Genomic DNA, 18,803 nt, shown 5'->3' with positions numbered 1-18,803 from the left:
CAAACCTCTAAAAAAATGATTAAATAGATGAGAAAAAGGCGTGAGCCTGACTTCACAACTTATATTTTAGGAGACCCTAACATGAATCCATTGGACTTATTTAACCAAGTTAAAGAAATGATCGAAAAGAAAGACTTCGACGCTGCAAAGAAATTTGTTGATGATAACAAAGACAACCTCGGTGACTACCTTGAACAAGCTAAAGGGCTTGTATCTGGAAATGAAATGGTCAGCGGTTCCTTGGACAAAATCAAAGGCTTGTTCTAATAAGACGACTCCTCAACGCTGTAGTTGAGGAGTTTTTGTTTGGCTCGATAACAAAAAAATCCTTGAGAAAACTCAAGGATCTTTTTAGTCTAGTAAACTAGATTATTTCTTAAGGTTGTAGAATGATTTCAATCCACGGTATTCAGCTACTTCACCAAGTTGATCTTCGATACGAAGCAATTGGTTGTATTTAGCGATACGGTCTGTACGTGAAAGTGAACCAGTCTTGATTTGTCCTGCGTTTGTTGCAACTGCGATGTCAGCGATTGTTGAATCTTCAGTTTCACCTGAACGGTGTGATACAACGGCAGTGTAACCAGCTTCTTTCGCCATTTCGATAGCATCGAATGTTTCAGTAAGAGTACCAATTTGGTTAACTTTGATAAGGATAGAGTTAGCACATTTTTCTTCGATACCACGTGAAAGGTAGTCAGTGTTTGTTACGAAGAAGTCGTCACCAACCAATTGAACTTTACCACCAAGACGTTCAGTAAGAGCTTTCCAACCGTCCCAGTCGTTTTCGTCCATACCATCTTCGATAGTGATGATTGGGTATTTGTTTACCAATTCTTCAAGGTAGTCGATTTGTTCAGCAGCAGTGCGGACAGCAGCTCCTTCACCTTCGAATTTAGTGTAATCGTAAACTTTGCGTTCTTTATCGTAGAATTCTGATGATGCACAGTCAAATCCGATAAATACGTCTTTACCTGGAACATAACCAGCAGCTTCGATAGCAGCGATGATAGTTTCTACACCATCTTCAGTTCCGTCGAAACGAGGAGCAAATCCACCTTCGTCACCAACGGCTGTTTCAAGACCACGACCTTTAAGGATTTTCTTAAGTGCGTGGAAGATTTCAGCACCCCAACGAAGAGCTTCTTTGAATGTAGGTGCACCAGCAGGTACGATCATGAATTCTTGGAAAGCGATTGGAGCATCTGAGTGAGATCCACCATTGATGATGTTCATCATTGGAGTTGGAAGAACTTTAGTGTTGAATCCACCAAGGTAGCTGTAAAGTGGGATTTCAAGGTAGTCAGCAGCAGCACGAGCTACAGCGATAGACACACCAAGGATTGCGTTTGCTCCCAATTTACCTTTGTTAGGAGTACCGTCAAGAGCGATCATAGCACGGTCGATAGCTTGTTGATCACGTACATCATAGCCGATGATTGCTTCAGCAATAATGTTGTTTACGTTGTCAACAGCCTTTTGAGTTCCAAGACCACCGTAACGAGATTTGTCACCGTCACGAAGTTCAACTGCTTCGTGTTCACCAGTAGAAGCTCCTGATGGAACCATACCACGTCCATGAGCACCTGATTCAGTATATACTTCTACTTCAAGTGTTGGGTTACCGCGTGAGTCTAGGACTTCGCGAGCGTAAACATCAGTAATAATTGACATTTCTTACTCTCCTTATTGAGTTATATTTTTTACTCCTCTATCATATCGTAATTAGGCTATTTTTTCAAGAAAAAACAAGGAAATCTACGAAAATTGAGAAGTTTTTAACAAGAAAACGGTTCCACTATCTTATTTTCTGCCATTTCCCCTCCTTATTTAATTTTTTAGCATTCTTCTACTCTTCTGCTACGCTTTATGCTATACTAAACTTATGACAGATATTAATAAAACGATTTTAGAAAAAGCTGCTGGTCCTACTCGATTCAATCCGGATGAGCAGCGTCGATTTTTGGAGACTTATGAGGAGCGGGTGATTGCTTCATGCACCTTGGAGGAGGCAAGGGACAAGATGTACCTGGAGCAGTATTCGACAATCCTCACTGATATTTCAGATCGCTTTCATCCTGTTTTGGTCAAGATCTCCCCAGCTTTAGATGAAAGCAGCCAGCTACAATATTTGAAAAAAACCAAAGATCTTGGTCTTGTGGCAAGCATCGTTTCGGATGACTGTCGCCATTCCCCCTTTGGTCTCATCATCCATACTGACCACCCATCTGGAATTTCACCAACAGATATGAGTCTCCAGTATCCAAATTTATTTGAAAAGAAAAAAGAGACTGCCAGTCCAGAAAAGAAATCATTTTGGAAACGTCTCTTTAGCTAAAGAAAAACCAATGGAAGGGAACATCTCCTTTCCATTGGTTTTTTAGTTTGCTTTTATTTTTAAAAGGTTCCCAATATTTCGAGCACAGGAAATCAGATTCCTTTCAGCATGAGCGAGTGCATCTGCTACCTCACAAGGACCAGGTACGATAGAGAAGGCAGCTTCAATGTGATGACTAGGAAAAGCAGGCAAATCCTCCGCTAAGCTACCACAAATAGCTATAACTGGGATCTTTTCTGGTGTTCGTTCGGCCACCCCGACAGGAGCTTTTCCAGAAAGTGATTGGAGATCCATCCTACCTTCTCCCACGACGACCAGATCAGCTTTTTGTACTTTGTGATCAAAGTCAATCAAATCAAGACTTTTTTCAATTCCTGATGAAATCTGACCTCCCGCAAAAGCGACCAAGCCAGCAGCCATGCCACCTCCAGCTCCGGCGCCAGGCATAGACAAAATTCGTGCATCAGCTAGCTGGTAAAAATCCTGCATAGCCTGATCAACAGCTGGAAACAGAAGGGGATTCAATCCCTTTTGCCCACCAAAGATATAGGTCGCTCCTTGACTGCCACAGAGAGGATTGGTTACATCCGTTAAGACTTGGAGCTCGATGTCTTGTAAAGCTTTTGGAACCGCACTGGTATCTATTCTAGCCACACGACCGAGCGAAGCCCCGACAGGACGAAGCAGATGGCCTTGATCATCATAGAAGGCTACCCCAAGTCCAGCAGCCATCCCAATCCCACCATCATTCGTTGCAGAACCACCAATTCCTACACAGATCGTTTTAACCCCTTGGTCAACCAATTGCAAAATAAGTTCACCAATTCCTCGCGTTTCCAGTTCAAGAGGATTTCGTTTATCAGCTGGAATGGAGCCTAAACCAACAAGTGAAGCCATCTCAAAAAAAGCCATCTCATCTTTTTGGTAGTAAGACATTGAAACAGGCTGTCCAAATGGTCCGGTTACTTGAGTTTGGTACTCCGTTACATCCAGAACTCCAGCTAGGGTTTCCATGGTGCCTTCGCCACCATCCCCAATAGGAAGGAGGTCAAAAGTTGCATCTGGTAGAGCCTCTTGAAATCCTTTTTTCAAGGCTTCTGCTACTTGTTTGGCAGATAAGGATTCTTTAAATGAATCCGGTGCTAGTAGGATATGCATGCTGTTTCCTTTCTATGCTGGTCTAGAATTTCAAGAACAAGGCTTAAATCCCTCTTCTCGATACAATATGGGGCTCGCTCAGCGACGATTGGCTTTGCCATAAAGGCAATCCCAATACCGGCTGTTTCAATCATCGGAAGGTCATTGGCACCATCACCCATCGCAATCGTCTGACTTCGTGGGACATGATTTTCTTTCGCCCACGTCAGGAGAGACTCTTTTTTCCTTTCAGGTGTGATTATCCCACCGAGGACTTTCCCTGTCAAACGGCCATCAGAAGCCTCTAAACGATTTGCTAGGACTAGATCAATTCCTAAAGACCTCGCAATAGGGTCGATGACTTCATGAAATCCCCCGGAAACAAGACCAACCTTGTAACCTCTTTGATGTAGTTCCGTGATTAATGTTTCAGCACCCGGCGTGACTTCCATCTGCTCCAAAATTTTCGGAAAGATAGAGGTCTCTAACCCCTTCAATAAAGCAACACGCGCCTCTAAAGATGCTGAAAAATCCAGCTCCCCTTTCATCGCTTGTGCAGTAATCTCTGCCACTTTTTCTCCCACGCCAGCTTCTTGAGCTAGTAGATCAATCCCTTCCTGTCGGACCAAGGTTCCATCTACATCCATAACGAGGAGACCTGTTACTTCTTTCATCGCTTTCCTTTCTTATTTCTCCCTTACTATACAAAAATAGGGTTTAAATTTCAAGTTTCAATGATGATTTGAAGATAAAAAAATGACCTCCTAAAAGGTCATTTTTCTGTTATTAAAAGCGAATTTGCTCCCGGGTTTTTTCGTATGAAGTAACAAAGCGATCAGTTACGCCAGCTTCTACCATTTCCAAAGCATCTGAGATAACTTTGAAGGAAGCAGCATAGTCATATTCTCTTTCGAAAATATAAAGGGACTCATCAAAGGCTGCCTGTACATGATCATCAAATGAACGGTAACGGTTCGAGTATTGCAACAATTGTTCTGTCAATGTCGCATTTTGAACAATTCGATACGCCGCTTCTTCCAATTCATTCATATCATTGGTCAAGATTTCCAACAAACGATTAGTTGATTCGATGTTGATTTTATCCCCTTCCAACTCATCCATCAAAGCTTCTGTATTGTTACTTGCAGTGAAGAAAATTTCTAAGAATTCTTGAGGAATTCCTGGCAAGTTCCGTTTGTCCATATAGCGTTTAATGGCATGCAAACGGTTGGCATAGATGTTGACTTTTTGGCGAGCATTGGCATCGTCTTTTTCAATTTTTGAAAGGGAATCACTTAAGCCAATTTGCTCATCTTCGATTTCTTTCAAACGAGCTTCGATAGCTTCTAACTCTTCTTCTACGATAGAATAGGCCTTTTGTGTTTCAGATGAATCTTTCAAGGCATCTTCTACCACATTTTCTTGTGAAGATAGCTCTGCTTCCAACTCTTTTAACTGTTGGCTGAAGCTTTCATTCAAGACGAATGTTTTACCGAGACGTTCCACTTCTGCCGCAAGCTTGCTATTGTTATCTTTAGCATGTTTCAAATAGCCAGGCAGTTGTTTCACTAACTTCTTCACAACTTTTTGTGATTCAATTTCACGAGTAAAGATGTGATACAAAGCATCGATTTCTTCTTGAATTTGTTCATTTTCGTAAATGGCATTGTCCAATTCAAGGGCAGATACATTGGCCATATTGTTCTTCAAGGAAGCATGCAACTGTTGGAAACGAGATTCAATATCTGTTTCAGTGAAGTGGTATCCAGATTCCAAAAGCTTGCGGTAGCCACTTTCCAAATCCTCTAATTGATCAGGAAGTTTTGTTTGAAGAGCAGTGACAATTTCTGGCACTCGCTCAACAATTTGTTTTAAGGCTACAATATGATTTTCAGCTGTATCAAGGATTTCAGCCGCTTCAACAGGGTCACCTGAAGAATTCAAGGTTACAAATTGTGAAAAATCAGATTGAATATTTCCAATTTGTTTTTCAATTTCAGGAAGCGCACTGCCATAACGATCTGGGTCTGAAGTGACTTCTTTTTGAAGTTCCTCAAACATATCCAAGGCATGAACCACACGTCCGCTATTCTTTTGTTCCTGCTCTTCCAGATCAGAAAGGGCTTTGCGAATCGCCTTGATATCTTCGTCGATCAATTGGATCTGACTTTCGATATTATCAATGGCTTGTTTAGCCTTCATGAAACGGAAAGAATTGTTATAGCCTTCCGCTTCAAACAGATTGTTTTCAATATCAGCAAATGAATTTAAGGATAAATCTACCCATTTTTGATTCCATTCACGAAATGCAATTTGACTTTGACCAATCAAATGCATGTTTTTTACGGCCTCTACTTCATCGTTGACCGGAAGGTTGTATAACTTTTCTTTTCGTTCTTCCAGTGCTGCCAGTAAGGCTTCATTTCTTTTTCTCAAAATGACTGCAACCACATATCCTACAATCAAGATAAGGGCGACAATAAAGATGAGAACAATTAGTCCACTAGACATATAAAAACTCCTTCATCGTATTACTTGAACGTAATCCTAGTAATTATACCATAAAATATCCATTAATGGGAAGCGTTCGGTGAATTTTATACATCGAGTGTACTATATTCAGCGTTTTCTTCGATAAATTCACGACGTGGTTCCACACGGTCCCCCATCAACATATCAAAGATCTTATCTGCTTCCGCAGCATCGTCTACTGATACTCGTGCCATCAAGCGGTGTTCTGGATTCATGGTTGTTTCCCATAATTGGTGATCATCCATTTCTCCAAGACCTTTATAGCGTTGGATGGTTGGTTTTGAGCGACCTTCTGAATAACGTTCCAAAGCTGCAGCTAATTCGGCTTCTTGGTTGGCACCAGGTTGGATATATTCTTTGATTTCACTACCGACTTTGACCCCATAGATTGGTGGTTGCGCAATATAAACATATCCCGCTTCCAAGACTGGTTTCATATAGCGATAGATCAAGGTCAATAGAAGGGTTCGGATATGAGCGCCATCGACATCGGCATCGGTCATGATCACTAATTTTTGGTAACGCGCTTTTGTAACATCAAATTCTGCACCAAATCCAGTTCCCATAGCAGTAAATAAACTACGGATCTCTTCATTGGCTAGAATTTTGTCCATACTTGCTTTTTCAACGTTCAAAATCTTACCGCGGATTGGTAAAATCGCTTGGAATTCCCGATTTCGACCAGATTTTGCAGATCCTCCGGCTGAATCCCCTTCGACGATAAAGAGTTCTGTTTCTTGTGGATTGTTTGAAGAACAATCTGCCAATTTACCAGGTAGGTTGGAAATCTCAAGCCCTGATTTCTTACGGGTCACCTCACGCGCTCGCTTAGCAGCCACGCGAGCTTTCGCTGCTAAAATCCCTTTTTCGACGATTTTCTTAGCAATTTGCGGATTTTCCAAAAGGAAATCAGAAAAGGCATCACTAAAGAGTCGATTGGTAATCTTAACAACTTCTGAATTTCCAAGTTTGGTCTTGGTTTGTCCTTCAAACTGTGGATTTGGATGTTTAACCGAGATCACTGCTGTTAAGCCTTCTCTAACATCTTCCCCAGTTAGATTGTCTTCGTTTTCTTTTAAGAGTTTATTTTTCTTAGCGTAATCATTGATCACACGAGTGAGCGCTGTACGGAAGCCCTGTTCATGCGTCCCACCTTCATGGGTATGAATGTTATTCGCAAAACTCATGACCGTCTCATGGTAGCCGGTGGTATATTGCATAGCTACTTCAACAGTAATATCATCCATTTCACCATCTGTGTAGATTGGTTTTTCAAAGATGACATCTTTGTTTTCATTGATGTATTCGACATAACTAGAGATCCCACCTTCGTAGTGGTAATGCTTTTCTTGCTCCAGACCTTCTCGCTTATCCGTCAAAGAAATACGCAAGCCACGATTCAAAAAGGCTAATTCTTGAATCCGTTTATTTAATTTTTCAAAATCATACTCGGTGGTTTCCGTGAAGATTTCTGGGTCTGGAATAAAGTGGACGGTTGTCCCTGTCCGATCTGTCTCCCCGATAACTTTCAAATCATCTACAACGTGTCCACGTCGATACTCTTGGTAATGGATACTGCCATTTTTATAGACGCGAACATCGAGGGATGTGGAGAGGGCATTCACAACGGATGACCCTACCCCGTGAAGTCCACCAGATACCTTGTAGCCACCTCCGCCAAATTTTCCTCCCGCGTGAAGCACGGTAAAGACAGTTTCAACGGCAGGTCGACCTGTCTTTTCTTGGATATCCACTGGGATCCCACGACCATCATCGACAACCGTGATCGAATTATCTGCTTCAATGAAAACTTCAATATGGCTAGCAAAACCAGCTAAGGCTTCGTCGATCGAGTTATCAACGATTTCCCAGACCAGATGATGAAGACCTTCTTTTGAGGTAGATCCAATATACATTCCCGGACGCATCCGAACGGCTTCTAGTCCTTCCAAGACCTGAATCTGACTGGCATCATATTCTTGTGCTTGATTTTCTTGCTGTTTATCCTCTGTCATAATTTCCCTTTTCTATTCAAATATAAACTGGTGTAAGTGTGGCATGGAATCAAATAAATAGGTCGAAAGCCCTGCAGCCTTTCCAGCTTCTATATCGATCGGACGATCTCCGATGACCAGACCGTCTTGAATGCCATATTTTTCCTTCAAATAAAGCATAGAGGCTGGGTCTGGTTTTCGAGGAAAGCCCTCGTCTGCCGTTACAATCTCCGTAAAGTAGGGTGCAATGCCTGTCTGTTCAATAAGGGTCAAAACTTGGCGATCCCGATGAGATACCAAAAAATGGCGTCCTCCATGTGCTTGGATCTCTTCTAGTAACTCTTTTGCTCCCTCAAATAAGACCGGCTCTTGCAAGCCCAAGGCTTCTTTTTTCTTGTATTCCGTACGAAAATTGGAAATATGAGGTGCAAAGGTTTGAATTGCATCCTGTGTTGAGATTTTTAATGCTGCATAAACAGAATCATGATCGGCTTGAATGTGAAAGTCCTTCAATGTCGCTACAAAGGCATTTGTGGACGTTTCGTAATTATCCAATAGCGTCCCACCAAGATCCCATATAAAATCATGATAATTCATAGTCAATATTATACCACAAATGGACAAAAAAAATAAGCTAAAACCCTCATTTAGGGGGGATTTTAGCCATTTTTTACGGTCATTTCATTTTAAATCATAGAGAAGTCATTTTCCGTCATAGAATGTAAACTTTCACCAGAAAATATGGTGTCCAAAAGAGCAATTTTAAGCATCTCCAAAGACATCTTGATAGAGCATTCCTTGACGAAGGCTTTGGGCATCTCCTCCAAACTGTTCTACCAAGGCATAGGCTAAGGCAAGCGCAGTTGAAGGACCACGACTGGTCAAGAGATTCCCGTCTTTCACCACTGTTTCTTTCTGATAGTGTCCATCTTGAATCTCTTCTTCAAAACCATCGTAACACGTATAGTGTTTATCTTTTAAGAGGCCGGCACGCGCCAAGACAATTGGTGCTGCACAAATCGCAGAAATGATTTTTCCTTTTCTACTTTCTTCTTGAAGAGCTGCAATCAATTCCGAATTATCCCGCAAATTCGCAGCTCCCGGCATCCCACCTGGTAAGAAGATTCCATCATAATCTGACAGGTCCCCATTCCAGAGGCGATCGACTTCCACTGTGATCTGGTGAGAACCTGTGACCGTTTCTTCCATGCCAATAAGGTCACAGTCGATCCCAGCCCGTCTCAAAACATCGACAATGGTCAAGGCTTCAATTTCTTCAAAACCGTTTGCTAAAATCGTTGCTACTTTTTTCATTTTCATTCCTTCTTTCTATCTATTGCGCCTTTTTAAGGACTACTTTTTTACGGATTGGAGGCCCTTCTTCTGGCTCTTTCTTTTTGCTGCTATGATTATATATTGAGAGGACCAGACCAATACCAATCAGATTACTAATAATAGACGATCCACCTTGTGAGATAAAGGGGAGGGGAATCCCCGTCAAAGGGAGAAGACCCGTTACTGCTCCGACATTTTCAAAAATATGAAAGACCAGCATCATGATAAATCCGATGGAAATATAGGTATAAAATTGGTTATTGGACTGGAGGGTAATTTTTAAAATGCGGTAAATCAGGGTCACATATAAAATCAACAGCACCAGAGCTCCAACAAAGCCAAAGTCTTCTGCGACGACCGTAAAAATCATATCGCTTTCCCGTACGGGAACCAATAAATTGGAGACATTAAAGCCTTGCCCAAAGAGACCACCACTAGCAATAGCTAGCTGTCCTTGTGCCTGCTGGTAGGTGGTGGTTTGTGCATAGTCAAAAGGATTTAACCAGGCTAAAATACGGTTCATCTGATAGGTTGGCATCCCTACTTGCTGGTGCAGAAAAGCTCGCCCCCCTTCTGAAAGAAAGAGGAAGAGAAAGCCTGCTAATCCACCTGCCAGAAGCAAGATGACCGGCAAGATAATTTTCCAGGAAACTCCTGAAACGAGCACTAAGCCCGCAAAGATGGCCAAGAATACTAAGGCCGTTCCCAAGTCCTGCTGGAGGGCCAATAAGGCAAAGACCGGAATCGTATAGATGGTCAACTCTAGAATCAAAAACCAATCTTGTCGTAATAATCGCTCACGCCCCTTATTTCTTTGCAAAAATCGGACAATAGAGCGTGACAGCATCAGGATGAAGGGGATCTTCATAAATTCTGAGGGCTGAAATAAGGTGATGTTCCCATAAGCCACCCAGTTTTTAGCTCCTGTTGAAGCCACCAAGTTGGGATTATAAAAAACAAGGGGAAGAACCATCAAGGCCAAGCCTAGTAGGTAAAGAAAGGGAGTGATTTTCCAAAGAAATTTCGTACTAAAAATCGTCACAATCAGGCAAATGATACATCCCACACCAATCCAGGCCAATTGCTGCCCCAAAAAAGGCCACACCATTTGGGGATAATCATGAGAAACTGCCACATAAACGGATAAAATCCCAATCATGAGAAGGGCGAAGACAATCCCAATGATCGAATAATCCAGGTGAATCGTCCAAAAATGATGTTTCTTCATTCACGTTCCTTTCTGTGAGAATCATCAAATCAATTAATAGAACAACATTTGTAGAATCAAGCTAGATCCTGCTACACAAAACCAAGCAATCAACCCTACTAGAAGGGGGGCTGCTCCTGCTGCACGGAACTGTTTCCAAGAAACCTTGCTTCCGATTCCGACCAAGGCCATGGCCATAAAGAGGTGAGAAAGGTCATTTAGGTAAGGTAGGACCACTTTAGGTACCAGGCCAATAGAAGAAAGAATGGAAGCCACAATAAACCAGATAATAAACCAAGGAATAATTTTCTTTAACATTCCTTTGTTTCTTCCTTGTTGTTTACTCCGATACCATTTTAAACCGATCAAGCCCAAACAAACTGGTACAATCATCAGGGCGCGTGTTAACTTAACAATTGTAGCCATTTGCCCCGCTGCTTTACTGTAAGAAAATGCTGCTGCTACAACAGATGACGTATCGTTAATGGCTGTTCCTGACCAGAGGCCAAATTGGAAATTAGACATATGCCATAAATGCCCTAATACTGGAAAGATAAAGACAGCCAAAATGTTGAAGAAGAAGATAGTTGACATAGATAGGGCAATTTCCTCTTCGTCTGCTTCAACGATCGGAGCTGCTGCTGCAATAGCAGATCCACCACAAATAGCTGTACCAAACCCAATTAAGGTCCGTAGATGAGATTTCAGGTGGAAGACTCTCCCAAAAATAATAGCTGCAAGAAAGGCAACGGTTATCGTTGGCAGACTAATCTTTAAAGAAGACAAACCTGTAGAGGCAACTGTCGCAATGGGCAAGCTAAATCCCATGAAGATAATCGAATACTGCAACAATTTCTTACCGGACCAGTTCAAGCCTGGTCGTGAATTCTCCGGCAAATCCACAAATTCATTAAGGACAATTCCTAAAATTAAGGCAAAAACACTGGAGCCAATAATGGGAAAGAAAGTTCCCAACAACATAGCACAAAGTGCCAGTACAAATGCAATTGCAAGTCCAAATCCTTTATTTTTCATTTTCTCAATTCCTTTCAAAAAAGTCAGCTGCTTGCTCAACAAGCCGCTCTCTCAATGTCGTGTGAAGGGGCAACACTTGTTGCAAACCATCCAAAATTTGTTTTCCATATCGCTTGGTTACCACCCGCTGATCCAATAAAAGCACCAAAGATTCCTGATCTTGAAAACGGCTGGTTCTCCCAATAGCCTGTTTTAGCCTTAAAATCGCGACTGGAAGACTATAGTCATAAAAGGGATTTTTCCCCTGTTCTCTGAGTTTTGTATTCAGCTTTTGAACCATATAATCTTTAGGATTGTCAAAAGGAAGGCGCGTGATGATTTGAATCACTTCTTTTTGTTGGGAGAAATCGACTCCCTCCCAGAAGCTTCCCGTCCCCAATAAAATAGAGCTTTCTCCTCTGTCAAATCGTCGCTTAATATTGGCTGCATCACCATTTCGATACTGGGCCAAGTGGGGAAACTTCAATGCGTTTGACGTCTCCAGTAACAATTCTTTTGAAGTAAACAAAAGAAAAATTGGCTTTCGTAAAGGAAGGAGTTCACCGACGAGCTGACAAATCTCTCCTGCATACTCCACGGAAGATAAAGAAACGACATCTGGAAAATCTATCGGCACCAACAATTCCTGGTGTTGTTTAACTGTTATTGGCACCCGATAGATTTGCTGCTCTTGGTATCCTAAAAGAGCAGGTAAAAGCACCTTTTTACTGATAGCGATCGTCGCTGATACAAAGAGCACGGTCACTTCTTCAGGTACAAATTCCTTAAAGGATAGTAAGTCCTCCACTCCTCCATGAAGACGAAGAATCTGGTGGCTTTCAACCACTTCTTTTTCTATCCAAAAGGTTTGGTAGCGCTCATCAAACAATTCCTTTAGATTCTCTAATGATTCGTTTTTTAATTCTGAGACATCCTGTCGAATTTTTGCCACCGTTTGATCTGATAAGACTGCCGTTTTTCCTTGCACGACTTCTTTGGAGCAGGCATTTAACTCAAATTGAATACTCTCCAGCAAACGTCGTTGTAGAAGATCTTTTTCCTCTTCAATAGCGTGTTGCAAGTTTAAAAGAAGAGATTGCAAGGTTTCTTCTCTCTGTGAAAATTGCTCTAAAGCAAAGAAGAGTTTTTGCGCTTCATCCACGACCAGAACAGACTCTTGAAGTAGACTCTTATCATCTTCTAGACGGGTTAGCAGATAAGCATGATTGGTCAAAATCACCCGGCTGGTTTTCACTTTTTCCTGACCAAGACGCCAAAAATCTTCCTGATAAAATAGTGAACGTTTCGACAATTGACCATCGTGGCAAATGTCAGCTACAAAATGGACATGACGATAGAGTTGGCCAATTTCACTGAACTCTCCTGTTTCAGTCATGGTCAGCCAAACCAACAGTTGCATTTTAAAGCGTCGAATCATCCCATTATCTGACTCACTCTGTAAGGTCTCATAAAATTTATCGAGTTGGATATAATCCTTGGGACTTTTAAGGCTATGAATGGGAATTTGGAAAAGATCCTGGATGGTCTTTCCTTCTTTCTTCATAATTTGATCCTGAAGAATTTTAGTTGGAACACTCACAAGAATGCGCTTGGAGGTTTTAGCCAAAAGCGTTAACAGATAAGCGTAGGTCTTCCCAATTCCCGTTGGCGCCTCGATAAAACTTGGAAGCGGCTGGTGCAAACTGTCCTCGATATAGGCAACAAATTCTCTCTGCTCCGGATAAGCTTCCATTCCCAACAATTGCATATTGAATTCAAACTGTTCAGACAAATAGTGACTTTCTAAGAACCGCTGTGGCTTTCGCAGATAGAGACCATGAACTTCTACTAAATGAGCTGGTAAAAAAAGGCTACTGTCTTCAAGCGCATCTTCTATTAAGAGTCGCGATTCATAAATCAAACAATCTGCCATCGAAAGAAGTTTTTCGATCAATCCTCTTGGTAAGCTCGCAATTTTCTCTCTCAATTTCAACAGCAGCTGGGCTGTTGCCATAGCATCCGCTAAAGCGGAGTGAGCATGGTGCAACTCAATTTCCAGTTCAGCCGCAAGCGCTCCTAAATTGTAGCGTTCTAAAGTCGGATAGAAAATTTGAGACAATTCAACCGTATCAATCCGAGGAGTCGTTAGCTCAAATCCTTCCCAAAAAAGGGCTTCTGCCAATAAATTCGCATCAAATTTGACATTATGGGCCACAAAGACGGCATCTTCTATTAATTCAAAAATTTCTTTTGCCACTTGTGCAAACTCTGGAGCTTTTTTCAAGCGAGCATCTGTCAGGCCAGTCAATTGTTTGATATGCTCATCCAATCGCTCATGGGGATTCACATCCGTCTCATAGGATTGCGTAATCCTACCATCTTCAATGATGACAATCCCAACCTGAATGATCTTAGCATTGCTTCCAGCACTGGTCGCTTCCAGGTCCACAATGGCATATTTCCGTTTCTGTCTTGTCATAATACTTAAAATTATATCACGTTTGAGCAAGCTCTGCAGATTTTTTTCTCCTTTCATGCTGACTTAAATCCTGTTATTTTCCTCGCAATTTGATACACTATTCTAGAAAGGAGTCCTTATGAAAATCTATCGTACTGTTAATCCTGTAGCTTATGAAAACACCTACTACCTTGAAAATGACCACTCCCTCATTCTTGTCGATCCAGGTAGCGACTGGACGACTATTCAAAAACAAATAGATCGCATCGGAAAACCAATTGTAGCGATTCTTTTAACCCATACGCATTACGATCACATTATGAGTCTTGAAAAGGTTCGTCAGACCTATCATTTCCCACCTGTTTATGTCCATTCAGCAGAAGCCAGTTGGTTGTCTTCTCCTGTCGATAATTTATCTGGTTTGGATCGTCATGCGGATTTAGAAGATGTTGTATGCAAGGAGGCCGACTTCCTTTATGACATTCGCTCCGATTACCAAATAGCTGATTTCCACTTTTATGTTCTGGAGACACCAGGCCACTCTGCCGGAGGGGTTTCCATCGTCTTTCCTCAGAATCACCTGGTTCTATCTGGTGATGCCCTTTTTCGCGAAACCATTGGACGGACCGATCTTCCAACAGGGAACGCAACACAGTTACTTAGCAGTATTAGAGAAGAACTCTTTACCCTTCCATCTTCCTACACTGTCTATCCCGGTCATGGCCCTGAAACCTCTATTGGTCACGAGAAGATGTTCAATCCCTTCTTTAGATAATCCTAAAGAATCCTTATCATCCTTCCTGTCCTCATCAAAGTAAACAAAAAAAGCAAGTGCGAACTTGCTTTTTTATTATATCTTAAGAAAACGTCTCATGGAGATTGAAGAACCAATCGCCCCAATCAAAATTCCTAATCCAAAGAGGCCACCGACCATGATCGGTACCAAGAGATGAGGGCTATAGAGATACAAGTTTTGATCTGCCAAGTTATTGTTCATAGATGTATAGACAACATTATAAACATAAAAGACCAAAGCTGAAGGAACCAAGGCTCCCAAGAGACCGATCCAAGCACCTTCTAAAAGGAATGGTGCACGAATATAACCATTTTTTGCTCCTACCAGTCGCATAATCTTAATCTCACGACTACGTGAAATGATGGTAATCCGAATGGTATTCGAAATCAAGAAGACCGCGATGAAGATCAATAAAGCTACACCAATCAAGCCCCAGTTTCGGATGAAGGTTCCAAGAGCAAACAAGCGTTGGGTATCGACCCCACCATCTTTAACCTCAGAGACCCCTTCAATTTTTTTGGCATCTGCTGAGACTTGCTTCACATATTTAGGAGCTGTTGTCTCTACATAATACGCATCATAGAGAGGATTGGCATCTCCATCAAAAATCTTCCAGTTGTTCCCAGCCGTTTTGATCAGTTTATCATACTGTTCTTCCTTGCTAGAAAAATCAACCTTATCGACATGCTTCATGGCTGTCAGAGCATCATAGACCTTATGGTAGTTTTCATTGGTCACGGTTTGACCGTCTTTTTCAATCTGCTCGCTCTGATCTTGAATATCCTTGCGCATGTATACTACAACCCGCACACTATTTTGAATATCATCTGAAAGCTTAATGGTATTGGCAATCACAGAGGCGAAAATAGCAACCAAGCTAAGGGTAATCATAACCGAGCTGACCGCTGCCATCGTCATCCAACCATTTCGTTTCAAGCTTTTAAGCGATTCGATTAAGTGTCGGAAAAATCTTCTAATCATCGTATCCGTACTCTCCTTCCGCTTCATCACGCACTACACGACCATTTTCAATCGCGATGACACGGTGACGTAAAGTATTTACAATCTGGCTATTGTGAGTCGCCATCAATACTGTGGTCCCTTGCAGATTAATCCGCTCCAAAAGATTCATGATTTCCCATGAATTATCTGGGTCCAAGTTCCCCGTTGGCTCATCCGCAATCAAGACTTTCGGATTGTTGACGATCGCACGAGCAATCGCAATCCGTTGTTGCTCCCCACCGGACAATTCATTCGGGAATGAGCGGACCTTGTGTTTCAATCCGACAAGATCCAAAACTTCCATCACACGCTTTTTAATATTGCGACGGCGCTCACCGATAACTTGCATTGCGTAAGCAATATTTTCATAAACGGTTTTCTTTGGAAGCAATTTATAATCTTGGAAGACCACTCCCACATTGCGTCGCAACATAGGAATATCGCGTTTTTTGATTTTATCCAAATCAAAATCAGCTACTTTCAAACTTCCTTTATCGTGTTTGACTTCACGGTATAAAAGTCGAATAAAGGTCGACTTCCCTGCACCAGAAGGTCCTACGATGTAGGCAAATTCTCCTGGTTCAATTTGGACAGAGACCCCGCGAAGGGCCGTTGTCCCGTTGTCATACTTTTTGACAACATCTTTCATTTCAATCATTGACATGTAATGAAATTCCTTTCATTCTTTTCTGGTTGATTCCCTCGAGGTTATTGGAGACGCCATTTAAGGTAGGCATCGATAAACCCATCGATATCTCCATCCATCACCTTGTCCACCTGCGCTACTTCGTAGTTGGTCCGGTGATCCTTAACCATGGTATAAGGGGTAAAAACATAGGAGCGGATTTGACTTCCCCAGGTGATTTCTTTTTTATCCCCTTTTAGAGAGTCCACTTCTGCTGCTTTTTTCTCTTGCTCTAATTGGTAGAGTTTAGCTTGCAACATCTTCATCGCACGATCACGGTTCCCGTATTGGGTCCGATCCACGGTGGATGCCACTACAATCCCTGTCGGAATGTGGGTCAAGCGCACCCCTGTAGAAACCTTGTTGACGTTTTGTCCACCAGCTCCACCAGAGCGGAAGGTGTCCATCTTGATATCATCATCACGAACTTCGACTTCGATAGTATCGTCTAATTCGGGCATGACCTCAACAGATGTAAAGGAGGTATGACGACGTTTAGCGGAGTCAAATGGAGAGATCCGAACCAAACGGTGTACCCCCATTTCAGATTTCAGAAGACCGTATGCATGTGGCCCTTCAAAGGATAGGGTTACAGACTTGATTCCAGCCTCATCCCCAGCCTGATAGTCCAAGACTTCAACTTTAAAGCCGTGGGCATTTCCAAAACGAGTATACATCCGAAGAAGCATGTCGCCCCAATCCTGAGCTTCTGTTCCTCCTGAACCTGGGTGGATTTCTAGGATGGCATTATTATTGTCATAGGGTTCAGACAATAGCAAGGTCATCTCATAGCTGGTCATACGTTTATCCAGCTCCTCCAACTTCTCGATCAATTCTTCCTTGACCGAATCGTCTTCTGCCAAAAAGTCCAGTAAGATTTCTGACTCATCAAAGAGATCCACCATTTGATGGAAATTTTCATAGGTCTGCTTGAGTTCATTTAATTCTTGAGATGTCTTTTGCGCAGCAATGTTATCATCCCAAAAATCAGGTTCTGTCATTTTATTTTCTAAAATGGCAATTTCTTCTTCCAATGCCTCTAAGTCAAAGAGACCCCCTGAAAGAAGCTAATTTTTCACGATTTGCGTCAATTTTTTGACGAATTTCTGAAATGTCCATAAGTACCTCTTTCTATGTATCTAGTCTATTATATCATAACCTTCACTATTTGCCCACCTTTCAATATTGGATCTACTGGTTGACCACTGCCAAGCCAGCTGATTTTCAGCATTTTTTCTATTCATTTGTAACCTAATTGTTAGAAAAAAAGATCCTCTTATGCTAGACTGGTAGCATGACAACAGTAGCTTTTATGTCCGATTTACATATTGATTCAAACAACTTCGGCAAAGAAGAATTAGAGACCCTGATCACTCTTTTCAAGGACAAAAAAATTCAACATCTCCATATTGCAGGAGATATTGCCAACGGCTTTGAAAAGACGTCACAGGAATTTTTAGACCAACTTCAATGTCACCTTCCAGTGACCTTTAGCCTAGGAAATCATGATATGCTAGGCCTATCAGAAGAAGCCATGAGACCTTTTGAATTTCAAAAGATTCCCTTCTCCAATCATACGCTTCTTGCCTTTTCGGGCTGGTATGACTACAGTTTTGTTCCTACTATCTCTCCCCAAAAACATCTCCAAACCAAAAATCTATTTTGGTTTGACAGACGCCTCCAACGAATGGGATCTGATCCAGCCATTACCCAACGTCTGTTGCAAGAGCTCGAAACAGAACTCATGCAAGTGGATCAACCCCTGATCATCGCCATGCACTTTGTGCCTCATAGTCATTTTCTTATGCGCCACCCTTATTTTGAACGCTTTAATGCTTTTCTAGGGAGCCAAGCCTTTCATGAACTGTTTAGACAATATCCTGTCAGAGAAGTGATTTTTGGTCATAGCCATCACCGAATGCCAGCAACAACCATTGACAACATCACCTATCATGCTAGACCTTTAGGCTATGTCCGAGAATGGGAGCTTTGCAAACAATTTTTCGAAGCTTTTCCTGAATATGATTTTCCAAAACGATACGATCCCTACAAACGCTATCGCAGAATCAAAGACCTCCCCGAATTTAAAGCATACAAGAAAAAACAGCTCGCTCATGAATTTTCTCAAGCCATGACGATCCTTAAACTATAAAAAAAATTGGTTCCTTCGGAACCAATTTAGAATGTAGACAAACTATTTTAAAGTAAAATAAGTTAAGCGATTCTGCAAAAAATAAATAAGTTCCAATTTTTAAATCGATCGAGAAAATACCGAAACTTTCCGCTGTGAGAAAAGTGCCTGAAA

17 protein-coding genes are annotated in these 18,803 nt (G+C 41.8%); 4 read left to right on the top strand and 13 right to left on the bottom strand.

The window, feature by feature from the left end:
• Nucleotides 1-81: 81 nt before the first annotated feature.
• The gene (locus tag HMPREF2917_RS01925) at nt 82-267 is read left to right on the top strand and encodes a hypothetical protein (RefSeq protein ID WP_070588826.1); all 186 of its coding nucleotides are present in this window, start codon (nt 82-84) and stop codon (nt 265-267) included.
• Nucleotides 268-369: 102 nt separating this feature from the next.
• Here HMPREF2917_RS01925 and eno read toward each other — a convergent pair whose 3' ends face one another.
• A complete protein-coding gene (gene eno, locus HMPREF2917_RS01920) occupies nt 370-1,674 on the bottom strand; it encodes a surface-displayed alpha-enolase (RefSeq protein ID WP_021153554.1) in 1,305 nt (434 codons plus the stop codon).
• A gap of 211 nt (nt 1,675-1,885) precedes the next feature.
• On the opposite strand from eno, the gene HMPREF2917_RS01915 reads away from it, so the two are divergent.
• Nucleotides 1,886-2,338, top strand: a complete 453-nt coding sequence (locus tag HMPREF2917_RS01915; protein ID WP_070588825.1) for a DUF1694 domain-containing protein — start codon at nt 1,886-1,888, stop codon at nt 2,336-2,338.
• 42 nt (nt 2,339-2,380) lie between these two features.
• Here the strand turns inward: HMPREF2917_RS01915 and HMPREF2917_RS01910 are convergent, their stop codons facing one another.
• The 9 genes from HMPREF2917_RS01910 to HMPREF2917_RS01870 form a co-directional block, all read right to left on the bottom strand.
• Nucleotides 2,381-3,496, bottom strand: coding sequence for a glycerate kinase (locus HMPREF2917_RS01910; RefSeq protein ID WP_070588824.1), 1,116 nt, complete (start codon nt 3,494-3,496; stop codon nt 2,381-2,383).
• Nucleotides 3,481-4,149 (bottom strand): phosphoserine phosphatase SerB, encoded by a 669-nt coding sequence (gene serB, locus HMPREF2917_RS01905; protein WP_070588823.1) that lies wholly within the window; start codon nt 4,147-4,149, stop codon nt 3,481-3,483. Before serB ends, HMPREF2917_RS01910 begins: the two co-directional genes overlap by 16 nt.
• 112 nt (nt 4,150-4,261) lie before the next feature.
• Entirely contained in the window at nt 4,262-5,986 is a 1,725-nt protein-coding gene (gene ezrA, locus HMPREF2917_RS01900; RefSeq protein ID WP_070588822.1) for a septation ring formation regulator EzrA, read from the bottom strand.
• 86 nt (nt 5,987-6,072) lie between these two features.
• Nucleotides 6,073-8,022: a DNA topoisomerase (ATP-hydrolyzing) subunit B gene (gene gyrB / locus HMPREF2917_RS01895; protein WP_049475345.1), complete on the bottom strand. Its 1,950-nt coding sequence runs from the start codon at nt 8,020-8,022 to the stop codon at nt 6,073-6,075.
• 12 nt (nt 8,023-8,034) lie between these two features.
• Nucleotides 8,035-8,598, bottom strand: a complete 564-nt coding sequence (locus tag HMPREF2917_RS01890) for an HAD-IA family hydrolase (protein WP_003007999.1) — start codon at nt 8,596-8,598, stop codon at nt 8,035-8,037.
• Between the two features lie 165 nt (nt 8,599-8,763).
• Nucleotides 8,764-9,315 carry a DJ-1 family glyoxalase III gene (locus tag HMPREF2917_RS01885; RefSeq protein WP_023918632.1) on the bottom strand — a complete coding sequence of 184 codons (552 nt, stop codon included), beginning with the start codon at nt 9,313-9,315 and terminating at the stop codon, nt 8,764-8,766.
• A gap of 19 nt (nt 9,316-9,334) precedes the next feature.
• The gene (locus HMPREF2917_RS01880; RefSeq protein WP_070588821.1) at nt 9,335-10,564 is read right to left on the bottom strand and encodes an FtsW/RodA/SpoVE family cell cycle protein; all 1,230 of its coding nucleotides are present in this window, start codon (nt 10,562-10,564) and stop codon (nt 9,335-9,337) included.
• Between the two features lie 33 nt (nt 10,565-10,597).
• Complete coding sequence (locus tag HMPREF2917_RS01875; protein ID WP_070589706.1) at nt 10,598-11,578, bottom strand: YeiH family protein; 981 nt, start codon at nt 11,576-11,578, stop codon at nt 10,598-10,600.
• A gap of 4 nt (nt 11,579-11,582) precedes the next feature.
• Nucleotides 11,583-14,036 carry a bifunctional DnaQ family exonuclease/ATP-dependent helicase gene (locus tag HMPREF2917_RS01870; RefSeq protein ID WP_070589707.1) on the bottom strand — a complete coding sequence of 818 codons (2,454 nt, stop codon included), beginning with the start codon at nt 14,034-14,036 and terminating at the stop codon, nt 11,583-11,585.
• Nucleotides 14,037-14,154: 118 nt separating this feature from the next.
• Between HMPREF2917_RS01870 and HMPREF2917_RS01865 the strand changes: the two genes are divergently transcribed.
• On the top strand, nt 14,155-14,790 hold the full coding sequence (locus HMPREF2917_RS01865) for an MBL fold metallo-hydrolase (RefSeq protein WP_070588820.1): 636 nt from the start codon (nt 14,155-14,157) through the stop codon (nt 14,788-14,790).
• Between the two features lie 75 nt (nt 14,791-14,865).
• Here HMPREF2917_RS01865 and ftsX read toward each other — a convergent pair whose 3' ends face one another.
• From ftsX to prfB, 3 genes are all read right to left on the bottom strand, one after another.
• On the bottom strand, nt 14,866-15,792 hold the full coding sequence (gene ftsX, locus HMPREF2917_RS01860; RefSeq protein ID WP_070588819.1) for a permease-like cell division protein FtsX: 927 nt from the start codon (nt 15,790-15,792) through the stop codon (nt 14,866-14,868).
• On the bottom strand, nt 15,785-16,477 hold the full coding sequence (gene ftsE / locus HMPREF2917_RS01855; protein WP_003008021.1) for a cell division ATP-binding protein FtsE: 693 nt from the start codon (nt 16,475-16,477) through the stop codon (nt 15,785-15,787). The genes ftsX and ftsE overlap by 8 nt, the downstream gene beginning before the upstream one ends.
• Nucleotides 16,478-16,521: 44 nt before the next feature.
• Nucleotides 16,522-17,617, bottom strand: a protein-coding gene (prfB, locus tag HMPREF2917_RS01850) for a peptide chain release factor 2 (protein ID WP_100209015.1) whose coding sequence is annotated in 2 segments (ribosomal slippage) — nt 16,522-17,544 and nt 17,546-17,617 — 1,095 coding nt in all. Because the reading frame shifts where the segments join, the coding sequence is not laid out codon by codon here.
• Nucleotides 17,618-17,792: 175 nt separating this feature from the next.
• Between prfB and HMPREF2917_RS01845 the strand changes: the two genes are divergently transcribed.
• Nucleotides 17,793-18,650, top strand: coding sequence for a metallophosphoesterase (locus HMPREF2917_RS01845; RefSeq protein WP_070588818.1), 858 nt, complete (start codon nt 17,793-17,795; stop codon nt 18,648-18,650).
• The last annotated feature ends 153 nt before the right edge of the window (nt 18,651-18,803 follow it).

It is taken from the genome of Streptococcus sp. HMSC061E03 (assembly GCF_001813505.1).
Taxonomy (GTDB): domain Bacteria; phylum Bacillota; class Bacilli; order Lactobacillales; family Streptococcaceae; genus Streptococcus.
This window is presented reverse-complemented; position numbering and strand designations above follow the sequence as displayed.

Coding starts and splice junctions, on each gene's coding strand:
- HMPREF2917_RS01875 (WP_070589706.1), bottom strand. CDS start 11,578: ATGAAAAATAAAGGATTTGGACTTGCAATTGCATTTGTACTGGCACTT.
- HMPREF2917_RS01870 (WP_070589707.1), bottom strand. CDS start 14,036: ATGACAAGACAGAAACGGAAATATGCCATTGTGGACCTGGAAGCGACC.
- HMPREF2917_RS01890 (WP_003007999.1), bottom strand. CDS start 8,598: ATGAATTATCATGATTTTATATGGGATCTTGGTGGGACGCTATTGGAT.
- HMPREF2917_RS01845 (WP_070588818.1), top strand. CDS start 17,793: ATGACAACAGTAGCTTTTATGTCCGATTTACATATTGATTCAAACAAC.
- HMPREF2917_RS01885 (WP_023918632.1), bottom strand. CDS start 9,315: ATGAAAAAAGTAGCAACGATTTTAGCAAACGGTTTTGAAGAAATTGAA.
- HMPREF2917_RS01915 (WP_070588825.1), top strand. CDS start 1,886: ATGACAGATATTAATAAAACGATTTTAGAAAAAGCTGCTGGTCCTACT.
- HMPREF2917_RS01925 (WP_070588826.1), top strand. CDS start 82: ATGAATCCATTGGACTTATTTAACCAAGTTAAAGAAATGATCGAAAAG.
- ftsX (WP_070588819.1), bottom strand. CDS start 15,792: ATGATTAGAAGATTTTTCCGACACTTAATCGAATCGCTTAAAAGCTTG.
- serB (WP_070588823.1), bottom strand. CDS start 4,149: ATGAAAGAAGTAACAGGTCTCCTCGTTATGGATGTAGATGGAACCTTG.
- HMPREF2917_RS01865 (WP_070588820.1), top strand. CDS start 14,155: ATGAAAATCTATCGTACTGTTAATCCTGTAGCTTATGAAAACACCTAC.
- HMPREF2917_RS01910 (WP_070588824.1), bottom strand. CDS start 3,496: ATGCATATCCTACTAGCACCGGATTCATTTAAAGAATCCTTATCTGCC.
- eno (WP_021153554.1), bottom strand. CDS start 1,674: ATGTCAATTATTACTGATGTTTACGCTCGCGAAGTCCTAGACTCACGC.
- ezrA (WP_070588822.1), bottom strand. CDS start 5,986: ATGTCTAGTGGACTAATTGTTCTCATCTTTATTGTCGCCCTTATCTTG.
- ftsE (WP_003008021.1), bottom strand. CDS start 16,477: ATGTCAATGATTGAAATGAAAGATGTTGTCAAAAAGTATGACAACGGG.
- gyrB (WP_049475345.1), bottom strand. CDS start 8,022: ATGACAGAGGATAAACAGCAAGAAAATCAAGCACAAGAATATGATGCC.
- HMPREF2917_RS01880 (WP_070588821.1), bottom strand. CDS start 10,564: ATGAAGAAACATCATTTTTGGACGATTCACCTGGATTATTCGATCATT.